The sequence below is a fragment of the Mycobacterium asiaticum genome (genome assembly GCF_001673635.1).
Taxonomy (GTDB): Bacteria; Actinomycetota; Actinomycetes; order Mycobacteriales; family Mycobacteriaceae; genus Mycobacterium; species Mycobacterium asiaticum_C.
The window spans coordinates 443,119-464,232 of the sequence record NZ_LZMH01000069.1 but is presented as its reverse complement, the minus strand read 5'-3'; the positions used below and the strand labels follow the sequence as shown (position 1 = coordinate 464,232).

20 protein-coding genes are annotated in these 21,114 nt (G+C 65.4%); 8 read left to right on the top strand and 12 right to left on the bottom strand.

What is annotated here, in order from left to right; translation table 11 throughout:
• Window positions 1-111: 111 nt before the first annotated feature.
• Complete coding sequence (gene groL / locus A5645_RS20990; protein ID WP_065034509.1) at window positions 112-1,737, top strand: chaperonin GroEL; 1,626 nt, start codon at window positions 112-114, stop codon at window positions 1,735-1,737.
• A 134-nt stretch (window positions 1,738-1,871) separates the two neighbouring features.
• Window positions 1,872-2,696, top strand: a complete 825-nt coding sequence (locus A5645_RS20985; protein WP_065130861.1) for an SDR family NAD(P)-dependent oxidoreductase — start codon at window positions 1,872-1,874, stop codon at window positions 2,694-2,696.
• Here the strand turns inward: A5645_RS20985 and A5645_RS20980 are convergent.
• From A5645_RS20980 to A5645_RS20965, 4 genes are all read right to left on the bottom strand, one after another.
• Window positions 2,685-3,248 (bottom strand): carboxymuconolactone decarboxylase family protein, encoded by a 564-nt coding sequence (locus tag A5645_RS20980; RefSeq protein ID WP_065130860.1) that lies wholly within the window; start codon window positions 3,246-3,248, stop codon window positions 2,685-2,687. The two genes, A5645_RS20985 and A5645_RS20980, sit on opposite strands and share 12 nt — an antisense overlap.
• Window positions 3,245-3,655: a pyridoxamine 5'-phosphate oxidase family protein gene (locus A5645_RS20975; protein ID WP_065130859.1), complete on the bottom strand. Its 411-nt coding sequence runs from the start codon at window positions 3,653-3,655 to the stop codon at window positions 3,245-3,247. Before A5645_RS20975 ends, A5645_RS20980 begins: the two co-directional genes overlap by 4 nt.
• Before the next feature lie 21 nt (window positions 3,656-3,676).
• Window positions 3,677-5,170, bottom strand: a complete 1,494-nt coding sequence (locus tag A5645_RS20970) for a PPE family protein (protein WP_065130858.1) — start codon at window positions 5,168-5,170, stop codon at window positions 3,677-3,679.
• Window positions 5,171-5,265: 95 nt separating this feature from the next.
• Window positions 5,266-6,990 (bottom strand): N-acyl-D-amino-acid deacylase family protein, encoded by a 1,725-nt coding sequence (locus A5645_RS20965; protein WP_065130857.1) that lies wholly within the window; start codon window positions 6,988-6,990, stop codon window positions 5,266-5,268.
• Between the two features lie 47 nt (window positions 6,991-7,037).
• Between A5645_RS20965 and A5645_RS20960 the strand changes: the two genes are divergently transcribed.
• Genes A5645_RS20960 through A5645_RS20950 form a run of 3 tightly spaced genes read left to right on the top strand, consistent with a single transcriptional unit; the run spans window position 7,038 to window position 8,803 of the window.
• Window positions 7,038-7,409, top strand: coding sequence for a VOC family protein (locus A5645_RS20960; protein ID WP_065034515.1), 372 nt, complete (start codon window positions 7,038-7,040; stop codon window positions 7,407-7,409).
• A 10-nt stretch (window positions 7,410-7,419) separates the two neighbouring features.
• Entirely contained in the window at window positions 7,420-7,938 is a 519-nt protein-coding gene (locus A5645_RS20955; protein ID WP_065034516.1) for a mycothiol transferase, read from the top strand.
• Window positions 7,939-7,948: 10 nt separating this feature from the next.
• On the top strand, window positions 7,949-8,803 hold the full coding sequence (locus A5645_RS20950; protein WP_065130856.1) for a hypothetical protein: 855 nt from the start codon (window positions 7,949-7,951) through the stop codon (window positions 8,801-8,803).
• On the opposite strand, the gene A5645_RS20945 is transcribed toward A5645_RS20950, so the two are convergent.
• The 5 genes from A5645_RS20945 to A5645_RS20925 are packed head-to-tail and all read right to left on the bottom strand — an operon-like array spanning window position 8,796 to window position 14,121.
• Window positions 8,796-9,500: an anti-sigma factor gene (locus A5645_RS20945; protein ID WP_065034518.1), complete on the bottom strand. Its 705-nt coding sequence runs from the start codon at window positions 9,498-9,500 to the stop codon at window positions 8,796-8,798. The two genes, A5645_RS20950 and A5645_RS20945, sit on opposite strands and share 8 nt — an antisense overlap.
• Entirely contained in the window at window positions 9,497-10,060 is a 564-nt protein-coding gene (locus tag A5645_RS20940) for a sigma-70 family RNA polymerase sigma factor (RefSeq protein WP_065034519.1), read from the bottom strand. Before A5645_RS20940 ends, A5645_RS20945 begins: the two co-directional genes overlap by 4 nt.
• 21 nt (window positions 10,061-10,081) lie before the next feature.
• The gene (locus tag A5645_RS20935) at window positions 10,082-10,756 is read right to left on the bottom strand and encodes a DUF1365 family protein (RefSeq protein WP_065130855.1); all 675 of its coding nucleotides are present in this window, start codon (window positions 10,754-10,756) and stop codon (window positions 10,082-10,084) included.
• Between the two features lie 48 nt (window positions 10,757-10,804).
• Window positions 10,805-13,702 (bottom strand): MMPL/RND family transporter, encoded by a 2,898-nt coding sequence (locus tag A5645_RS20930; protein WP_065034521.1) that lies wholly within the window; start codon window positions 13,700-13,702, stop codon window positions 10,805-10,807.
• Complete coding sequence (locus A5645_RS20925) at window positions 13,699-14,121, bottom strand: MmpS family transport accessory protein (protein ID WP_080696770.1); 423 nt, start codon at window positions 14,119-14,121, stop codon at window positions 13,699-13,701. The genes A5645_RS20930 and A5645_RS20925 overlap by 4 nt, the downstream gene beginning before the upstream one ends.
• Window positions 14,122-14,431: 310 nt before the next feature.
• On the opposite strand from A5645_RS20925, the gene A5645_RS20920 reads away from it, so the two are divergent.
• From A5645_RS20920 to A5645_RS20910, 3 genes are all read left to right on the top strand, one after another.
• A complete protein-coding gene (locus tag A5645_RS20920) occupies window positions 14,432-15,115 on the top strand; it encodes a TetR/AcrR family transcriptional regulator (RefSeq protein ID WP_081288456.1) in 684 nt (227 codons plus the stop codon).
• Window positions 15,116-15,283: 168 nt separating this feature from the next.
• On the top strand, window positions 15,284-15,844 hold the full coding sequence (locus A5645_RS20915; RefSeq protein ID WP_065130854.1) for an MmpS family transport accessory protein: 561 nt from the start codon (window positions 15,284-15,286) through the stop codon (window positions 15,842-15,844).
• Window positions 15,841-18,786, top strand: a complete 2,946-nt coding sequence (locus A5645_RS20910) for an MMPL/RND family transporter (protein WP_065130853.1) — start codon at window positions 15,841-15,843, stop codon at window positions 18,784-18,786. Before A5645_RS20915 ends, A5645_RS20910 begins: the two co-directional genes overlap by 4 nt.
• 11 nt (window positions 18,787-18,797) lie before the next feature.
• On the opposite strand, the gene A5645_RS20905 is transcribed toward A5645_RS20910, so the two are convergent.
• From A5645_RS20905 to A5645_RS20890, 3 genes are all read right to left on the bottom strand, one after another.
• Window positions 18,798-19,121: a hypothetical protein gene (locus tag A5645_RS20905; RefSeq protein WP_065130852.1), complete on the bottom strand. Its 324-nt coding sequence runs from the start codon at window positions 19,119-19,121 to the stop codon at window positions 18,798-18,800.
• Between the two features lie 553 nt (window positions 19,122-19,674).
• Entirely contained in the window at window positions 19,675-20,133 is a 459-nt protein-coding gene (locus A5645_RS20895; protein WP_065034527.1) for a DUF5078 domain-containing protein, read from the bottom strand.
• Window positions 20,134-20,196: 63 nt separating this feature from the next.
• Complete coding sequence (locus A5645_RS20890; RefSeq protein WP_065130850.1) at window positions 20,197-21,108, bottom strand: crotonase/enoyl-CoA hydratase family protein; 912 nt, start codon at window positions 21,106-21,108, stop codon at window positions 20,197-20,199.
• Window positions 21,109-21,114: the final 6 nt, after the last annotated feature.

Sequence of the window (21,114 nt, the reverse complement as noted above, 5' to 3'; positions counted from 1 at the left end):
GGGACGGTGAGGCCACTCTGGTCGTCCGTCGCGGGCACTGCGCCCGGCCAGCGTAAGTAACGGGGTCGCCCTGGTGACCCGTCATTCCCAATCCGGAGGAATCACTTCGCAATGGCCAAGACAATTGCGTACGACGAAGAGGCCCGTCGCGGCCTCGAGCGGGGCTTGAACAGCCTCGCCGACGCGGTAAAGGTGACGTTGGGTCCCAAGGGCCGCAACGTCGTCCTGGAGAAGAAGTGGGGCGCTCCCACGATCACCAACGATGGTGTGTCCATCGCCAAGGAGATCGAGCTGGAGGACCCGTACGAGAAGATCGGCGCCGAGCTGGTCAAGGAAGTCGCCAAGAAGACCGACGACGTGGCCGGTGACGGCACCACGACGGCCACCGTGCTGGCACAGGCGCTGGTCAAGGAGGGCCTGCGCAACGTTGCCGCCGGCGCCAACCCGTTGGGCCTGAAGCGCGGCATCGAGAAGGCCGTCGAGAAGGTCACCCAGACCCTGCTCAGCTCGGCCAAGGACGTCGAGACCAAGGAGCAGATCGCGGCCACCGCGGGCATCTCCGCGGGCGACCAGTCGATCGGCGACCTGATCGCCGAGGCGATGGACAAGGTCGGCAACGAGGGCGTCATCACCGTCGAGGAGTCCAACACCTTCGGCCTGCAGCTCGAGCTCACCGAGGGCATGCGGTTCGACAAGGGTTACATCTCGGGCTACTTCGTCACCGACGCCGAGCGTCAGGAAGCCGTCCTTGAGGACCCGTACATCCTGCTGGTTTCCAGCAAGGTGTCGACCGTCAAGGACCTGCTGCCGCTGCTGGAGAAGGTCATCCAGGGTGGTAAGCCGCTGCTGATCATCGCCGAGGACGTCGAGGGCGAGGCGCTGTCCACCCTGGTCGTCAACAAGATCCGCGGCACCTTCAAGTCGGTGGCCGTCAAGGCTCCCGGCTTCGGTGACCGTCGCAAGGCGATGCTGCAGGACATGGCCATCCTCACCGGCGGCCAGGTCATCAGCGAAGAGGTCGGTCTGTCCCTGGAGACTGCCGACATCTCGCTGCTCGGCAAGGCCCGCAAGGTCGTCATCACCAAGGACGAGACCACCATCGTCGAGGGTGCCGGTGACGCCGACGCCATCGCCGGACGGGTGGCACAGATCCGCGCCGAGATCGAGAACAGCGACTCCGACTACGACCGCGAGAAGCTGCAGGAGCGCCTGGCCAAGCTGGCCGGCGGTGTTGCGGTGATCAAGGCCGGCGCTGCCACCGAGGTGGAGCTCAAGGAGCGCAAGCACCGCATCGAGGACGCTGTCCGCAACGCCAAGGCGGCCGTCGAAGAGGGCATCGTCGCCGGTGGTGGCGTGGCCCTGCTGCAGGCGGCTCCGGCTCTGGCCGAGCTGGACCTCAAGGGCGACGAGGCGACCGGTGCCAACATCGTGCGCGTGGCGCTCGAGGCTCCGCTGAAGCAGATCGCCTTCAACTCCGGGCTGGAGCCTGGTGTGGTGGCCGAGAAGGTGCGCAACTCCGACGCCGGGACCGGCCTGAACGCCGCCACCGGTGAGTACGAGGACCTGCTGAAGGCCGGCGTTGCCGACCCGGTGAAGGTGACTCGTTCGGCGCTGCAGAACGCCGCGTCCATCGCGGGCCTGTTCCTGACCACCGAGGCCGTTGTTGCCGACAAGCCGGAGAAGGCGGCCGCTCCCGCGGGCGACCCGACCGGTGGCATGGGCGGTATGGACTTCTAAGTCCCTTCTACGGAGAAGCCCGGTTCCCTCTCGAGGGACCGGGCTTTTTCGTCTCCGCTCTTGTCGCGATTTGGCGCCGAGCGTGGGCCTCCAACCGACAGCCAGCCCACAGTCACCGCCAGTAGGTTGTACGCGTGACCCTTCCGCCTCCCTCACCCACCACTACCGCCGTCGTCACCGGCGCGTCCTCGGGCATCGGCGCCGACATCGCGCGCGAGCTCGCGCACCGCGGCTACGGCGTCACGCTGGTCGCCCGCCGGGAAGATCGGCTGCGTGAGCTGGCCGGTGAACTCAACAAGAATGTCCGCGTCGAGGTCATCAGCTGTGATGTCTCCGACGCCGCCGCTCGCGCCCAGTTGTTCGACGACCTCGAAAGCCGTGGGCTGACCGTCGACATCCTGGTCAACAACGCGGGCCTCGGCACCATCGGGTCGGTGACGAAGACGGAAGTCGACAACGAGATCGCGCAGGTGCGAGTCAACGTCGAGGCGGTCGTCGACCTGTGCACCCGGGCCGTGCAACAGATGGTGCCGCGCGGCCGCGGCGCAATCCTCAACGTCGGCTCCACCGCCGGCTTCCACCCGTTCCCAGGGCAGGTCGGCTACGCCGCCAGCAAGGCGTTCGTGCACTCCTACACCGAGGGGCTGGGTGGTGAGCTCGCGGGCACCGGCATCACCGTTGCCCTGCTGTGCCCGGGGCCGGTCCGCACCGAATTCCTGGTGAAGGCGGGCATGGATGAGAAGACGTTCGCCGACGCTTTCCCTAAATTCATGTGGATGCCGTCACGGGAGGTGGCGCGCGCTGGAGTGGACGCACTCGACACCGACAAGGGCACGGTGCTCCCCGGGCTGCCCAGCCACATCAGCGCGCGCCTCTTGCAGTTCATGCCGCGACGGCTGTTACTCCCGCTGCTGAAGAGCCAGCACCCGGGTCTCAAAAGGGACCTCTCACTCAGCTGAACCCGGCCAGCGCCGCATCCAGCCCTCCAGCGGCAGGGCCAGCGCATTGCACAGCGTGCAAATGGTCCGGTACCAGCCGACGGCCGCGAGCAATTCGATCCGTTGCTCGTCGTTGAGGAAGCGCCCCAGTTCTGTCCAAGTCGCCTCCGACCACGAGCCGGTGCGCTCCAATTCGTCCACTGCACCGATCAGTGTCCGCTCGGCCGGGCTCCACCGCGGGTCGTCCGGTCCGCCGGTGACCAGCGCGTCGCACTCCTCGAAAGCGACTCCCGCGATCGGCCCCCAGAACGCCGCCTGGCCACCCCATTCGTACGCGCAACCCACCAGTGCGCAGATCCGCAATATCGCGAGCGTGCGCGTCCGGGCCGGCAGCAGCGCGGCAACGTACAGCGATTCGCCAAGCTTGCGTAGCCGGGCGGCCAGCGTCGGATGACGCTGCAGGCAACGCACCAACAGCAGTGGCTCGTAGGCCCGGTCCGGGTGCCCCCAGCTGTTGATGCCGGCGGCGTCTTCTTCACTCCACGGCGGAGCGAGCGGTTGTATCCGGCTCACTGAGCCGGCACCGAAAACACCACGCAGTCGTGCAGGCAGCCCTTGGCCACCGATGGGGCGTCGGCGTTGCGGTGCAGTAACGCGCGGGTAGGCACCACCACGCAGTGGGCGGTGTCGGCGTCGGGGTCGTCGTCGGAGACTTCCGCGGTGCCGTCCACGATCAGTGAGTAACCGCCCGGCTCAGCCGGCGGCCACAGCACGGTGACCGAGCCGCGACGAGCCAGGTTCCGGCGGGTCCCCCCTCCCACCATCCCCACATCCAGCACGGCCCCGCGCAGCGTCGGCTCGACCGTCACGGTGTGCACGCGGTAGTCGTCGTCGACGCTGACCAGATAGCCGAACGGGAAGTCGGGCAGCGCTGCCGCCAGCCGCTCGAGGTCCACCTTTTTCGCGGTTTTCGCACCCATGAGCCGAGAATAGGCCGCGGGCTACTCCGACCGGATCGGGAACTTGATGATCCGGCTTTGATCACCCGTGTCGCGTCCCGCGTCCGGGTAGAAGTTCGACTTCGGAATGCCTGAATTCGGCAGGTTCGGGTTGCCGAGACCAGGATCGCGACCGAGGGTCGTCCGCACACCCTGTTCGGCGCTGCCGGGGCTGACGAAGCCGGTGACCGGGCCCCCTGGGGAGGTCCGCAACCCGGCGTTGGCCGCCGCACTGCTGGTCGGGTTGGCTGTCACGGACCCTGGGCTGCCTGCGTCGACAACGGGACCTGTGGCGGCGGCCGGGGCGACCGCGGGTGCGGTGTTCAGCCCCGAGTTCAACGCGCCCACCAGGCCGGAGTGCAGCCCGCCGGTGTTGGCCAGGGCCGACCCCAACAGTCCAGAGCTCAGCGCAGCCGTGCCCAACCCGCCGGTCGCGTAATGCGCTGAGTTGGCCAGTCCTTCGGCGCCAACCATGTTGCCCAGCCCGTCGGTGAACCCTGAGCGCCAGTAGTTCATGGCGCCGCCCAAGCCGCCGTTGATAGATCCGGAGTTGCCCAGACCGGCGTTCAACGAACCGGAGTTGCCGACCCCCATGTTGCCGTTGCCGGAGTTGAAGAATCCGGTGTTGCCAGTGCCGGAATTCCCGAAGCCGGTATTGCCACTGCCGGAGTTGAACCCGCCGAAGCCGAACTTGTTGTCGCCGGTCAGCCCGAAGCCGAGCGCGTCGCTGCCGGTGTTAGCAAAGCCCAGGTTATTGCTTCCGAGGTTGCCGAACCCGAGGTTGTTGTTGCCGGTGTTCCCGATGCCGATATTGCCGCTGCCGGTGTTGCCGCTACCGATATTGCTGCTACCGGTATTGCCGCTGCCCAGGTTGTTGTTGCCGACGTTGTAGTTACCGATGTTGCCGCTGCCGCTGTTGCCGAAGCCGAAGTTGATCTGCCCGTTCTTGCCGATGTCGATGCCGAGGTTGCGCAGCACCTGCTGCCACGGCGCCAGCTGGGCGGCCGCCGCCGATGCGTCGAAGTGATAGTTCGCCATCGCGGCCACGTCCAGCGCCCACATTTGCTCGTAGGCGGATTCGGTGTCCATGATCGCCGGCCAGTTCATGCCGAAGAAGTTGGTCGACGCCAACATTTGCACCAGGCCACGGTTTGCTGCGACGACGGCGGGCTGCACGGTCGCGGCCAGCGCGGCTTCGAAGGCGGACGCCGTCGCCGTCGCCTGTGCGGCGGCCTGCTCCGCCTGGACCGCCGCCGCGCTCAGCCAGCCCATGTACTGCGTGGCGACGACCATCATGGCCGCGGCCGACGCGCCCTGCCAGGACCCGTTTGTCAATTCCTCGGTTACCTGGCCGAAAGATGACACCGCCGAAACCAATTCCTCGGCCAAACCGCTCCACGCTGAGGCAGCCGCCAGCAGCGGTCCCGCGCCGGGACCGGCGAACATCAGTGCCGAGTTGATTTCTGGCGGCAACCACGCGAAATGCGGGCTTGTCACCAACTCAACCTACCCGCCGAAGGCCGTTAACGTGGGCGGATTGGATATCCCGGTGCAGCTAATTCCAAGGAGCGCGGACCCCCGCCTTAGAAAGCTCAGACCGGCACGGGTGCGGCCTGCCGACCCCGAACGAGTCGACCGGGACGGGCGGCGGTAGGCGCGCCGCGCTCCGCGATGATCTCGCCGGAAACCACCGTGGCCACGTACCCGTCGGCCGTCTGGTCCAGCCGGCGCCCGCCCGCGGGCAGGTCATGGATGATGATCGGCTTGTGTAGTCGCAGCGCGGCGTGGTCGATCACGTTCAGATCCGCTTTGTAGCCGACGCCGATCCGGCCGCGGTCGAAGAGCCCCGCCACCCGTGCCGGCACGGCGGTGAGTTCGCGGACGGCTTCGCTGACCGTGAACCGCCCGGATTTGCGGTCCCGCGCCCAGTGCGCCAGGAAGTACGTCGAGTAGCTGGCATCGCAGATCATGCCGTAGTGCGCACCACCGTCGCCCAGGCCCAGCACCACGTCGTCGCGGTGCAGAAGGTTGCCGACGGTGTCCAGCGAGTTGTTCTCCAGGTTGCTCATGGCCACCATCAGCATGGCTCGCCCCTCGTCGTCGAGCAGACGGTCGTACGCCTCCTCGAGCGGGCTGACCCCGCGTGCGCGAGCCCGGGCGCCGATGCTCTCCGAGGGCGACGGCTCGTAGTTCGGGTTGTCGCCGAGCGGGTAAATCCAGTCCCAGGCCTGCGCGACGTACAGGATCGGATGCCCGGTGCCGGGCTTGTCCGCCAGGATGCGAGCCCTGACCTCAGGTTTGCGCATCTCGGCAACACGCTCGGCCAGCGGTAGGTCCGCGATCTCCCGGTAGCTCGGATAGAGCACGAACGGGTTGGCGGACAGTTGCAAGCCGATTATCAACCCGATCGGACGCGGCAACAGCTGCGCGGTGATGTCCCCGCCCGCGGCGTTCGCCTTCTCGACCATCGTGATCGCGTCCGGCCAGAACGGATCCCCGGTGTTGCCGACGATCAGGGTGAAGGTCACCGGCAGCCCGACGTCCTCGGCGACGTCGAACACCGTCTGCAAAACGGGCTGGTAGCCCCCGGCAGGAATGTCCGGCACGAACTGCAGCAGTCCGCCGCCACCGTCGGCCACCCCGCGGGCGATCTCTTCGATCTCCTCGCGGGCGGCGTCGTAGCTGGGAATCGCGGCGCCGCTCTCGGTCTTGTGGATGGTCAACCGGGACGACGCGAACCCCAGGGCCCCGACCTCGATTGCCTCCCGGGCCAGTCGCCGCATCGTCGCCAGATCCTCCGGCGTCGCCGGTTCGCGGTCAGCGCCGCGCTGGCCCATCACAAACACCCGCAGCGGCGAATGCGGCAGATACGCGGCGACGTCAATGTCGCGCTTGCCCGCCTCCAGTGCGTCCATGAACTCCGGGAAGGTCTCCCAGGTCCACGGCAGACCGTCGGTCATGACGACGCCGGGAATGTCCTCTACGCCCGCCATCACGTCGACGAGCACGTCGTGGTCTTCCTGACGGCACGGCGCGAAGCCGACTCCGCAGTTGCCCATCACCACCGTGGTCACCCCGTGCGCCGAGGACGGAGTCAGCCGGTCCGACCAGATGGCCTGACCGTCGTAGTGGGTGTGCAGATCGACGAAGCCCGGTGTGACCAGCAGGCCGGTCGCATCGATTTCCCGGGTCGCCTCGCCACTCACGGTGCCCACCGCCGCGATGACACCGTCCTTCACGGCGATGTCACCGACGTACGGCTCACCCCCCGACCCGTCGACGATGGTGCCGTTGCGGATGAAAAGGTCATAGTTCACCTAAACAATCTACGACCGTGTCGGTGGGTCGTGCCAGGATCGGCGCTGTGATCGATCACCTCGGTATCAACTGTGCCGACTACGGCAAATCCCAGCACTTCTACGACACCGTGCTAGGCGTGCTCGGCTATACCCGGCAGCTCGATTTCGGTGAAGCGATCGGCTACGGCCGCGACGGGCATCCGGCGTTCTGGATCGCCGACGGAACGGGCATGGGGCCCAACCGGGAAATCCACGTCGCGTTCCAGGCGGCCGGCGAGGACGCGGTGCGGGCCTTCCACGATGCGGCCGTCGGACTCGGCGCCGAATCACTGCATGCACCACGGCTCTGGCCGGAATACCATCCGGGCTACTTCGGCGCCTTCGTGCGCGACCCCGACGGCAACAACGTCGAAGCGGTCTGGCACGGCGGCCCGTAGGGTCGGGTAGATGGCCACCTCCGATGCCGCTGCCGCCCAGGAATTGCTGCGCGACGCGTTCACCCGACTGATCGAGCACGCCGACGAGGTCACCGACGGCCTCACCGACGCGGTCGCCGACTACCGTCCGGCGGCGAATGCCAACAGCATCGCCTGGCTGGTGTGGCACAGCGCGCGGGTGCAGGACATTCAGCTGGCCGACATCGCCGGCATCGAGCAGGTGTGGATCCGCGACGGCTGGGTGGATCGGTTCGGGCTCGACCTGCCCCGCAACGACACCGGTTATGGGCACAGCCCCGACGACGTGGCCAAGGTGCACGCGCCCGCCGACCTGCTGGCCGGGTACTACCGCGCGGTGCATGAGCTCACGCTCGAGTACGTCGCCAGGGTCACCCCGGAGGAACTCGCGCGCGTCGTCGACACCAACTGGGACCCGCCGGTGACGGCGAGCGCGCGGCTGATCAGCATCATCGACGACTGCGCACAGCACCTCGGGCAGGCGGCGTACCTGCGGGGTATCGCACAGTAGATTCCTTCGCGTGCGCTTCCTCGGGGCCCTGGTCTGCTGGCTGGCCGCCACCGTTGCGCTGGCCGTCGCCGTCCCCGCGTTGTGGGCGCAGTACAACGTCATCGACGAGGACGGCTATACGCGACTGGCCGAACGTGCCGCGCAGGATCCGAATCTGCAGGCGGCCATGGCGGCCGAACTGACCGCCCGGGCGACGGCACTGGTCACCGAGCGCAGCGGCGGCACCGGGTCGGTGGACAGCTCCCGGATCCGCTTCGTCGCGAACGCCTTCACCAGCGGCCCGGCGTTCCCGCCGCTGTTCGCTCAGGTGAACCGGGCGGCGCACAGCTGGCTGTTCAGCGCTCCGCACGCCGGCGGCGACCAGCTGGTCATCGACGTGGCGCCGATGCTCAACGACGGTTCACTTCGAGAGATGTTGAACGGTTACCGCGTCACCGTGCCTGATACCTTGACGGTCCCGCTGACCGTGACCGATGCCCAACCGCTGCGGCAGGGCGAGCTGCATCCGTGGGCCGTGTGGGGTCCGCGGCTGAGCCACGGCGCGGATGCTGTTTGCGCGGTGTCCGGGTTGCTGACGTTGGTGCTGGCGCGACGCCGGGGCAAGGCGCTCACCGGCCTGGGCATCTCGGCGTTGCTCGTCGGCGCGGCCGGATGGGCAGGCCTGGAGATGGTCAGCCGCTATCTCAATGTGGCGCTCAACCGGACCACCGGCGACATCCGCCGGGTCGCCGACGTGATGGTGGGGCACGCCGAGAGCAGCCTGCATCTGTGGCTCAACCTGACTCTGGGTGCGGGCGTGGTTGTGGTGTTGCTCGGAGTGCTCGTGGCCGCGATGGGCGGCCTCGCCGGACGCCGTACTAGCTGAGCGGCAGCTCGGCCAGCATAGTGCCGGTCGGCTGTGCCGATCCGGCGCCGGGTTCGACGGTGAACGCCAGGCCGGTTGCGCTGCCCAGATCGCCAAGCATTGCTTTCGTCGACGGTGACACCGCGGTGGTGCCCATGGTGCCGGCCGACGTGGGCCCGTTGGCTCCCACCAGCCACATCTGGTACACCGTGCCCGGCGCGGGCGGCGGGACGTTGTTCATCACCAGTACGGCGGCATTGCGGTCGCGGGAGAACATGACCGTCGCCGTCCCGGGACCGAGCGGTCGGGAAACCGTGCGCACATCCGGTGCCGCCAGCACCTGCTCGGCCATCGTTTGTTTGGCGGGCGGCCGCGTCAACGTGCCCAGTCCGAACGCGCCAAGCCCGATCACGACCGCCGCAGCGGCCGCGAGAACTGTATTCCGCCAACGACTTTGGCGACCGGTATCGGGCTTCGTAGACGCGGCTCCGGCCAGGACGGCCGCGCGGAGCCGGTCCGGCGGCTCGGCGGCGTTGGTCGAGGCCACCAAGGCCATCGTCTCGCGGACGGCGCGCACCTCCTCGTGGAAGGCGGCCGCGACTGGGCCGGGCGCCGCCGCGAGCCGAGCGTCGGTATCCGCGCGTTCGGCATCGGACATGGCGTGCAGTGCGTACGGCGTGGCGAGCTCGAGCAACTCGAAGTGATCGGGAGCGGTCATGCCACGTCCAGACAGTTGCGCAGGCCGCGAAGCGCGTCGCGCATGCGCGACTTGATCGTCGACAGGTTCGCAGCCAGCCGCTGCGACACTTCGGCGTAAGTGAGCCCGCCGTAATAGGCCATCTCGATGCACTGACGCTGCGTGTCGGTCAACCCTTCCAGGCATCGCAGCACGCGGCGCCGCTCGTCGCCGGCGATCGCGGAGTCCGCGACGACATCGGCGGCGGGCTCCAGATTGGTTACGCCATAACGTGTTTCGCGTTGACTGCCGGCCTGCTCACTGCGTACCCGGTCGATGGCGCGTCGATGCGCCATGGTCAACAGCCAAGCAAGCGCGGAGCCCCTGGCCGAATCGAAGTCGGCCGCCGTGCGCCACACCTCGAGGTAGATCTCCTGCGTGGTCTCCTCGCTGTACCCGCCATCACGCAACACCCTGGTCACCAGTCCGTACACCCGGGTCTTGGTCTGGTCGTAGAACGCGGCGAACGCGGCGTTGTCCCCGCGGGCGACCCGGCGCAGCAAGGCGTCCAGGTCGCTGCTGGTTTGCAGGGGTCCGTCCATCGCTCGGTAGCCTAGCCCCATTCATTGCCGCACCACTGGCACCCGGCGTAGCCAGGCTTTGAATCCCTGCATTCGGACGCGGGTCGTCACGATCACCGGCGCCAGCGGCGAGAGGAGATGCAGGACCGCGATCCGCGAGGCCGACGCCGGCAACCGCTCACCGCACAGCGCGGCGGTGAACGTCAGCCGGCGACCACGGTGCTGCGACACCCGAATGTCCACCTGCCGCTCGGGTTGCGGCGCCGAAACGAGGTAGTGGGACACCGCCGAACTCGGCGGGTCCGACGACTGCTCGCGGACCAACACCGGCCCATCTGCGGGCGGTAGCAGATACGTGCGGTGACCGCCGTGGCCGTCGTGCATGTCGGCCACCACGTGGCGGAGCTGACCGTCACGGTCATGGCACCAAAAGATGCTCAGCGGGTTGGCGGCGGAACCGAATCCGCTCGCCTGCAACAAGGCCGTGATCGGTCCCCCGGGCAGCGGGATGTCCCGATCGGCGAAAAGCCCTTCCAGCCGTTGGCGTAACGAGCCGTCAAGGCGCGCGAACGGCCGCACCCACCACGGCAGGCGGGGTAGTCGGTCGATGTCCACATACCAGCTGTAACTGCGGTATTCGAACGAACCGTGCACCGGGACCCGGCGCGCGTGCCTGATAGTGGTCCGGTACACCACCGGGGCCGCTGTCTGCTGCATACCCAGTATTCGGAGCGCCCGGCCGTCCGGATGGTCGGGCGCCGCGTGTCACCGTTCGCTACTGAGCGCCATCATTCGATCTGTCGGCTGATCGTCGCGAGGCAGCGCGGGGCTGCGGGCCGGACGGGAACGCACCCGCATCGGCCACCAGAACCAGCGGCCCAGCAGCGCGGCAATCGACGGTGTCATGAACGAACGCACGATCAACGTGTCGAACAGCAGGCCCAGGCCGATCGTGGTTCCGATCTGCCCGACCACCCGCAGGTCGCTGACCGCCATCGACGCCATGGTGAAGGCGAACACCAGGCCCGCGTTGGTCACCACCTTGCCCGTGCCGCCCATCGACCGGATGATGCCGGTCTTCAGGCCGGCATGGATCTCCTCCTTGAACCGCGACACCAGCAGGAGGTTGTAGTCGGAACCCACGGCCAGTAGCACGATCACCGACATCGCCATCACCATGTAGTGCAGGTCGATGGCCAGGATGTGCTGCCAGAACAAGACCGACAACCCGAACGAGGCGCCCAGGGACAGCGCCACCGTGCCGACGATGACGGCGGCGGCGACGAAGGCGCGGGTCAGGATCAGCATGATGATGAAAATCAGGCACAGCGAGGCGATGCCCGCGATCAGCAGGTCCCAGTTGGCGCCCTCAGAGATGTCCTTGAACACCGCGGCGGTGCCGGCCACGTAGATCTTGGAGTCTTCCAGGGGAGTGCCTTTCAGCGCCTCCTCGGTGGCGGTGCGGATCTTGTTGATGCTGGCGATGCCGTCGGCGGACTGCGGGTCTCCGCGGTGCAGCACGATGAACCGTGCCGCGTGCCCGTCAGGCGACAGGAAGGACTTCATCGCGCGCTGAAAGTCCTTGTTCTTGAACACTTCCGGGGGCAGGTAGAACGAATCGTCGTTCTTGGCGGCGTCGAATGCCTTGCCCATGGCGTTGGCGTTCTCGCTCATCTCGTCCATCTGGCTGTAGATGCCGTTCATGGTGCTGTGCATGGTCAGCATCATGTTGCGCATGCTTTCCATGGTTTCGATCATCGGCGGGAAGGTGGCGACCATCTCCGGCATCAGCCGGTCCAGGTTTTTGATGTCGGTCACCAGGACGTTCAGTCTCTCGTCGATCTGGTCCAGCCCATCGAGCGCATCGAATATCGACCGCAGCGACCAGCAGATCGGGATGTCGTAACAGTGCTTCTCCCAATAGAAGTAGGACCGGACCGGCCGCCAGAAATCGTCGAAATCGGCTATGTGGTCCCGCAATTCGGTGGTGATCTCCTGCATCTCCACCGTGTCCTGGACCATCTTGTGGGTGTTGTCGACGAGCTGCGTCATCAGGGCGTACATGCGCTTCATCAGCGCGGTCGTCTTGGCCATCTCGTCGGCCTGCTTGAGCATGTCGTTCATCCGGTCCCGCTGGTACTTCATGGTCTGGACCTGGCCGGCGTTCTGCATGCTGATCTGGAACGGTATCGAGGTGTGCTCCATGGCAGTTCCGTCCGGCCTGGTGATCGCCTGCACGCGGGAGATGCCCGGGACGCGAAAGATGCTCTTGGCCACCTTGTCCAGGACCAGGAAGTCCGCGGGATTGCGCAGATCGTGATCGGACTCGATCATCACGATCTCGGGCTTCATTCGGGCCTGGGAGAAGTGGCGGTCCGCGGCCGCGAACCCTTCGTTGGCGGGAATGTCGGTCGGTAGATACGCCCGGTCGTTGTAGTTGGTCCGGTAGCCGGGCAGCGCCAGCAACCCGACCAACGCGATCGCCAGCGTCGCCGCGAGCACCGGCAGCGGCCAGCGCACGACGACCGTGCCGACCCGCCGCCAGCCACGCACCTTGAGCAGCCGCTTGGGATCGAAGAGTCCGAACCGGCTGCCGACGACCAGTGCCGCGGGACCCAGCGTCAACGCCACCACCACCGCGGCGAACATCCCCACCGCACAGGGGATGCCGAGCGTTTCGAAGTACGGCATCCGGGCGAACTTGAGACAGAAGGTGGCGCCGGCGATCGTCAGCCCGGAGCCCAGGATGACGTGGGCGACACCGCGGTACATGGTGTAGAACGCCGTCTCGCGGTCCTCGCCGGCCTGACGGGCCTCCTGATATCGGCCGAAGATGAAGATGCCGTAGTCCGTGCCCGCCGCGATGGCCAGTGACGTCAGCAGACTCACCGCGAACGTGGAAAGCCCGATCGCCCCGCCGTGCCCCAGCACCGCAACGACGCCGCGCGCCACGGTCAATTCCACGCCGACCGTCAGCAGCAGCACGATGACGGTGATGACGGAGCGGTAGACGAACATCAACATCACGAAGATCACCGCGACGGTGGTGGCGGTGATCTTGACCATGGACTTGTCACCCGCGGTGTGCATGTCCGAAGCGAGCGCGGCGGCGCCGGTGACGTAGGTGGTGATGCCCGGCGGAGCCTGCGTCTCCTTGACGATCTTGCGAACGGCATCGATGGATTCGTTGGCCAGCGGCTCACCCTGGTTGCCGGCCAGCGCCAACTGGACGTATGCGGCCTTGCCGTCGTTGCTCTGGGCACCCGCCGCCGTGAGCGGATCGCCCCAGAAGTCCTGAACGCTTTGAACGTGCTTGTCCGCCCGCAACTTACGAATCAAATTGTCGTAGTACCGGTGCGCATCGTCGCCGAGACGGTCCTTGCCCTCCAGGATGAGCATCGCCTGGCTGTCGGAGTTCCCCTCCTGGAAAACCTTGCCGATCCTGGCCATCGCCTCGAAGGACGGCGCCTCCTGTGGGCTCAGGGATACCGAGCGTTCCTGCCCGACCACCTCCAGGGAGGGGACGAAGACGCTGAGAATGACGCACAACGCCAGCCAGGCCAGAATGATGGGCACCGCCAGCGAATGGATAAGCCTTGCGGCCAGCGGCCTTTCGGTGTGCGTACGGATGTTCTCGGGATCGTTCGCGTATTGGACGCTCACGCGGATTTCACCAGACAGTAGGTATAGGCATTGACCTCGTTGGAAACCCGTTCCGCCTTCACCACGCCGTCCACCGTGATCCGGCAACCGATGCTGTTGCTATTGCCCTGCGCCACAATATTTCCCATCACTGCAGCCAAATTCGTCGTGACATGCAGCGTCCAGGGCAGCACGGCTCCGTCCACCCGCACCGGGTCGGAATTCACATCGAAGTAGCTGATATCGGCGACCGTCCCGGGCGGGCCGAAGATCTCGTAGGTGAGTTCCTTGGGATTGAAGGGCTTGCTGTTGTCGAGATTGCTGTCGGCGTAGGACTCGCGCTTCTCGGAGCCGAAGAAGCCGCGGACCCGGTGCACGGTGAATCCCCCGACGATCACCACCGCCAGGACCACCAGGGGTATCCATGCCCGCGCCAGCACCTTGAAGATCGCAGGTCCTTTCATCGGTCGGCAAAACTTCGGCGGACGGAACCCGTGTGCGCAGGTCCGAACTTGTTCAGAGATCGCGGTATTCGCACCCGCGCCAGGTCCTTTTGAGTCACCTCGAATCGGCCGCCCTCGACGGTGACACAAACCAAGCCTTACCTAAGTAAATCATGGCTACCGGGCCCGTCCCCCGACTCCTTCGTCCTGCTCGACGAGTGTAACGCATATCACGTGCGTAAAAGAAGCGGTCGAACCCGCCCTACCAGCACAAATCACACCATGTGCGTTATGCAAATCACATACTGTGCGTTATCCTCGGCCAGTGGCGCAACTTGCATTCCGGCGGGCTCGCACGGAGGAGAACAAGCGCCAACGCGCGGCCGCACTCGTCGAGGCCGCACGCGAACTCGCCATCGAAACCGGGGTCGCCTCGGTGACGTTGACGGCGGTGGCCAGCCGCGCCGGAATCCACTATTCGGCCGTGCGCCGCTATTTCACCTCGCACAAAGAGGTCCTGCTGCATCTCGCCGCCGAGGGCTGGGTGAAATGGTCGGGCACCGTGTGCGAGAAATTGAGCGAGCCCGAGCTCTCCCCGGCCCAAGTTGCCGAAGTGTTGGCCAACGGCCTGGCCGCCGACCCCCTGTTCTGTGACCTGCTTGCCAATCTGCATCTGCACCTCGAGCACGAGGTGGAAATCGAGCGAGTCATCGAGATCCGGCGAACGATTTCGGCAGCGGCGATCGCGATTGCCGACGCCATTGAGCGGGCACTTCCCGTCCTGGGGCGCTCGGGATCCTTCGACGTCCTGATTGCCGCCTACTCGCTGGCCGCCGCGTTCTGGCAGATCGCCAACCCGCCGGCGAAGATCTCCGACGTCTACGAGGAGGAACCAGAAGTGCTTCCGCCCGAGTGGAACATCGAGTTCGGCCCGGCGCTCACGCGGGTGCTCAGCGCTACCTGCATCGGTTCGATCCCGGGGTCCCGATGACGAGCGCGCAATCCGGATACCGGGACACCATTTGCCGAAGGGCTTGTCACACAGAGCCTTTGTGCACCACGTCGCAACGTCGCACTTGGTTGTGCATTAGGTTAGGGTAGCTAAGTTGACATCCAGGCTAACTAGTTGGCGGCTCTCGTAATGGTTAGGAAAGCACCCATGACGACGACTGAGCCACGGACCGAGCCGTTGAAGTTCCCGGAGTCTGCTCATGCCGAAAGCAGGACGCCAGCAAGCCCCCAGCGCCCCAAGCGCAGAGGGCTTTCGAAGCTCGTCACCCGGTTCTGGCTCATCCTCACCATTCTGGCCGTTGTCGCGCTGTCGGGGTTCGTCGTCCACCGGCTGCACAATGTCTTCGGCGTTCGGCAGGGCAGTTTCGGTGGCGGCTCATCCGGTGACGTCATCGACCAGTTCAATCCCAAGACCATCACGCTCGAAGTCTGGGGTTCACCGGGCAGCAGGGCGACCATCAACTACCTCGATGAGAACTCTCATCCTCAACAGGCTCTCGACGTGCCCCTACCGTGGAAGACCGAATTGAAGTCAACCAAGCCCGGGATCCCGGCGAACCTGATGGCGCAAGGAACCGGTAGCTGGATCGCCTGCCGGTTCCTGGTGAACAACAACGACGGGCGCGGCAATGTCGTCAAGGCCCCGAATCAGTCGCCCCCCAACGAAACCGTGAATGCCTTCGTCTATTGCCTGGACAAGACGGCATGAGCGAGACCACCGAGGCCAATCCCAGCCCGCCGCCGCGCGTCGACCAGCCGCTGATCCCGCCGTTCCTGCCGCGGATGATTCACCGGTTGGCGCTGCCGATCGTGCTCATCTGGCTGGCGATCGTCTTCATCACCAACACCGTGTCCCCGCAGCTGGAGGTCGTCGCCAAGACCCACTCGGTCTCGATGAGTCCGACTGACGCACCATCCTTTCAATCGATGATGCGGGTGGGATCGACGTTCAAAGAGTTCGATTCCGACAACTCGGCCATGATCCTGCTGGAAGGCGACAAGCCACTCGGCGCCGAGGCGCACCGCTATTACGACGAGATCGTCAGGCGCATCGAGAAAGACAAGAAACACGTTCAGCACGTCCAGGATTTCTGGAGTGATCCGCTGACGGCAGCGGGCTCCCAGAGCCACGATCAAAAAGCCGCATATGTGCAGGTCTACCTGGCCGGCAATATGGGCGGCGGGCTGGCGAACGAGTCTGCCGAGGCCGTCCGCAAAATAGTGGACGCCGTGCCGGCGCCGCCTGGAATCAAGGCCTACGTCACCGGCGCGGGTCCGCTGTTCGCCGACCAGTCCCACGCGGGTGAGAAAGGCGTCATGGTCGTCACCCTCATCACCATTTTGGTGATCGTGGTGATGCTGCTGATCGTCTACCGCTCGATAATCACCGTGCTGATCATGCTGGCCATGGTCTTCATCGAGTTGGCCGCGGCCCGCGGGGTCGTCGCGACGCTGGGCAACTACGGCGTCATGGGCCTTTCCACCTTCGCCAACAACATGCTGGTACTGATGGCAATCGCCGCCGGCACGGACTACGCGATCTTCGTTGTGGGCCGTTATCAGGAGGCCCGCGGTCTGGGCGAGACGCGCGAACAAGCGTTCTACACCATGTTCCACAGCACCGCGCATGTCGTGCTGGGGTCGGGACTGACCATCGCCGGCGCAATGTACTGCCTGAGCTTCTGCCGGTTGCCGTACTTCGAGTCACTCGGCGTGCCCTGTGCGGTCGGCATGCTGGTTGCGGTCCTTGCGGCGTTGACGCTGGGCCCAGCGCTGCTGACGGTGGCTTCGTTTTTCAAGCTGATGGATCCGAAGCGCAAGCTGCAGACCCGGGGCTGGCGTCGCATCGGCACCGCCATCGTCCGCTGGCCCGCACCAGTTTTCGCGGTGACCATCGTCGTCGCACTGATTGGTCTGCTCGCCCTGCCCGGCTATAAGACGGACTACGACAACCGGCATTACCTGCCGGGAGACACTCCGGCCAACATCGGCTATGCGGCCGCCGACCGGCACTTCGACCAGGCGCGGCTCAATCCCGAACTGTTGATGATCGAGACCGATCACGACTTACGCAACCCGGCCGACTTCCTCGTCCTCGACAAGGTCGCCAAAGCGGTCTTCCACATCCCCGGTATCGGCCGCGTGCAGACCATCACCCGGCCGTTGGGCACGCCGCTCGACCACAGCACCCTTGGTTTCCAGATGGGCGCCCAAGCCGCCGCGCGGCTTCAGACCCAGCACTACCAGGACGAGCAGGCACAAAACCTGCTGACCCAGGCGGACGAGTTGCGCAAGACGATGGCAACGCTGCATGAGCAGATGCGCGTCACCCAGGATCTCAGCAACACGACGCACGAAACCACCAAGCTCACCAAAGAAACTGTGAAGATCACCGAGGCGCTGCGGGACGACATCGCCACGTTCGACGATTTCTTCCGGCCGATTCGTAGCTACTTCTACTGGGAGAAACACTGCTACGACATCCCGATTTGCTGGGCGCTTCGGTCCATCTTCAATGCGCTCGACGGCATCGACCAAGTGGCGCAGAACATTCTGAGCCTGAGCCAGAATCTGGACCGGCTGGACGCGATCCAGCCCCAGCTGGTGGCTTTGATACCTCCGCAGATCGAGAGCCAGCAGCGCAACCTCGACACCATCATGTCGAACTATTCGATCACTGCGGGACTCAACGCGCAGGCGAGGGCGCAGGCCGACAACGCCACCGCCCAAGGGGATGCGTTCGATAGAGCCAAGAACGACGACACGTTCTACCTTCCGCCGGAAGCGTTCCAGAGCCCAGATTTCGAGCGGGGTCTCAAACAGTTCATATCGCCGGACGGGCACGCTGTCCGGTTGATCATCTCCCATGAAGGCGACCCGGCGACGCCTGAAGGCATCAAGAACATCGAGCCGATCAAGCAGGCCGTGCACGAGGCGATCAAGGGCACACCCTGGGAAGGCGCCAAGATCTATCTCGGCGGCACCGCAGCGACGTACAAGGACATGCACGACGGGTCCAACATCGATCTGCTGATCGCCGGAATCTCTGCTGCCACACTGATTTTCATCATCATGTTGGTGATCACCCGAAGCGTCGTGGCGGCCTTCGTGATCGTCGGCACGGTGTTGCTGTCGCTGGGCGCCTCGTTCGGACTCTCCGTGCTCCTATGGCAGTACATCCTGGGCATGAAGTTGCACTGGATGGTGCTGGCAATGGCGATCATCCTGCTGCTGGCGGTTGGCTCGGACTACAACCTATTGCTGATATCGCGGTTGAAGGAGGAGGTCCACGCCGGCCTCAAGACGGGGACGATCCGCGCGATGGCCGGCTCGGGGTCCGTCGTAACCTCGGCAGGATTGGTGTTCGCTGCGACCATGGCGACGTTCGCCTTCAGCCCGTTGAAAGTCATGGCCCAGGTGGGTACGACGATCGCGCTGGGTCTGTTGTTCGACACGTTGATCGTGCGGTCGTTCATGACGCCGTCGCTGGCCACCTTGCTGGGGCGCTGGTTCTGGTGGCCGGTCCAAGTGCGGACCCGCCCGGCCAGTCAGATGCTGCGGCCCTTCGGGCCCCGACCGGCCGTGCGCGCGTTGCTGCGAGAGGACGAGGACTCGCCGAAGGCTGCCGCGGCCACGCAGCCGCACTACTGAGTCCTGACGCGCTAGATGGCTGCGACGTCGCGCATGATGTCGCTGAGCTCGGACACCGGCGCGCCGCAGGTCAAGCAGGCGGCGTCCGGCGTCCGGCGGAGTTGTCCCAGCTGCACCAGCACTTCGGCCTCGGCGTGCCACAGGCACGCGATGCACAGAATCTCGACGATGTTCCCGAACGGGTCGACGTGGGGGTGGTTGCATGCGTCCACCGCGTGCCGGTGGACGATGAACGTCGCACGGTTGCTGCAGCCGAATTCTGATTGGCACTCAATCGCTTGCCAGTCGAGAGCCGCCAGCGTGCCAGGGATCCCGTTGCCAGTAGTTTGGCTCATGCGATGACCTCCAGCTGTCCGGAACCAGTCGCATCCATCGCCCACACACTTGGCGGATGTTTGGCTGGCCGGAGGTTCCATTATGGATAGCTTTACCCCGCCGCGGCAAGGGTCGGGCTGATGTTCTCAGGCCCCGTATAGGTGTTGTTTCCGGTCGCACAAACCATACTTTTCCCGCGACACGGGACCTATTTCCCCGGCTATCAGTCTGATTCGTCAACACAAAGGTCGCCGAAGGGATGAATTTGCGCGGGTGCTAGCCCCATGAATTCTCAGGAACTCTTCAGCCGGACGGCTCAGGGGCTAGGGGTTATTGACGCAGAACGCCACGCACAAGGCCGAGACCGGAATGGACACCCATTGCAGTTGCCCGTCTGCTTGTCGCTCACAGTAGATCGGGCCGGGTTTGCCCCAGACTTTCGCGCCTTCCGGCGAGCACTGCTTACCGAGGTCGCTGTCGGCGTGGGCTGGGGCGCTTCCGATCAGGATCGAGACCGGGACAATCGCCGCCATCGCCGCTATGCGGCCGAACCACCGTGCGCCCACGATGCCGTTACGCCCAGTTCCAGACCGACATGTCGCCAGCCGGGTACCCGTTACAGACGTCGGTGGCCTTGGCGACGACGCCCTTGTTGTTGAAGAAGATCTTCATGTGGTTAACCCAGGCAAACGTCAGCGGGTCGCCGTTGTAGAAGTTCTCGGAGTAGTCCCTGCGCTCCGCCGGCGACAGCGAGAAGAACCAGTGCGCCTTGTTGACGGTGGCTTCCTGCAGGTTTGCGTGGTTGTTGTAATCGATCATGTACCGCTGGTAGTACACCGGGCTGGTGTCCCGCACGGCCGCCAGGTATTGCTCGGCGTCGCAGGTGGTCGCGATCATCCGGCGTGGGATCGGGAAATCCTCGGTGGAATCGGCCAGCGCCGCCTTCGGGAAGGACCCCGCAAAGACCGCGGCGACGATAGCGAGCGCGAAGAAAACTGCACCTGCACGAAGGAAGTTACTCAGCCGAGACATATTGATTACCGTAACACTTTCGGAGTCGCGAAAAATTCCCAGGCGAATTCCTAGCCGATCTTACTACCCATCGCGATCAGGAACTATCAAGTGTGACGGGTTCGGCCGTAGCTCGGGGGGAGCCTGACTGTAATCCCCGAACGGTCCGTCCCGGCGTTCGACGGCGGCGCGCACGCCGTCGTGTTGCGCGGTCCGGATGAAGTCCAGCGCATCCGGGGTGTTGCGCATCAGCCCGTCCAGGATGCCGCCCAGCAATTGGGTGGAGGCCAGGCCCATGTTCTCGTAGGCCTGGTTGACGATCAGCTTCTGCGCCCGCAGCTGTGACAGCGGGATCTGGGCCAGTTCGGCGGCGATCTCGGCTACCCGCGCTTCCAGCCGCTCGAACGGGACCGCCTCGTTGATCAGCTCGATCTCGGCGGCCTGCACTCCGGTCAGCGGCCGGCCGGTCAGCGAATGCCACTTGGCCTTGGCCAGGCTCAGCCGATACATCCACATCCCCGTCAGGTAGGCGCCCCACATCCGGCTGTAGGGGGTGCCGATGACGGCGTCCTCACTGGCGATGACGAGGTCGGCGCACAGCGCGTAGTCGCTGCCACCGCCCACACACCAGCCGTGCACCTGGGCGATCACGGGCTTGGTGGCCCGCCAGATCGCCATGAACTTTTGATGCGGACCCGTCCGGGCGGTCACCATCGAGAAATCCTTGCCCGGATCCCACCGCCCGTCGGTGTTCATCACGTCTTCCCAATGCGCAAAGCCCTCGCCGAAGTTGTAGCCCGCGCAGAATGCGCGCCCGGCACCGCGCAGCACGATGACCTTGATGCTGTCGTCGCTGTCGGCCAACCCGATCGCCGCCTCGATCTCGTCTGGCATGGGCGGGACGATCGTGTTGAGCTGCTCCGGACGGTTGAGGGTGATGGTGGCCACCGCGCCGGCTGTGCGATAGAGCAGCGTTTCGAATTCGGGTGTCGGCATAGCCCG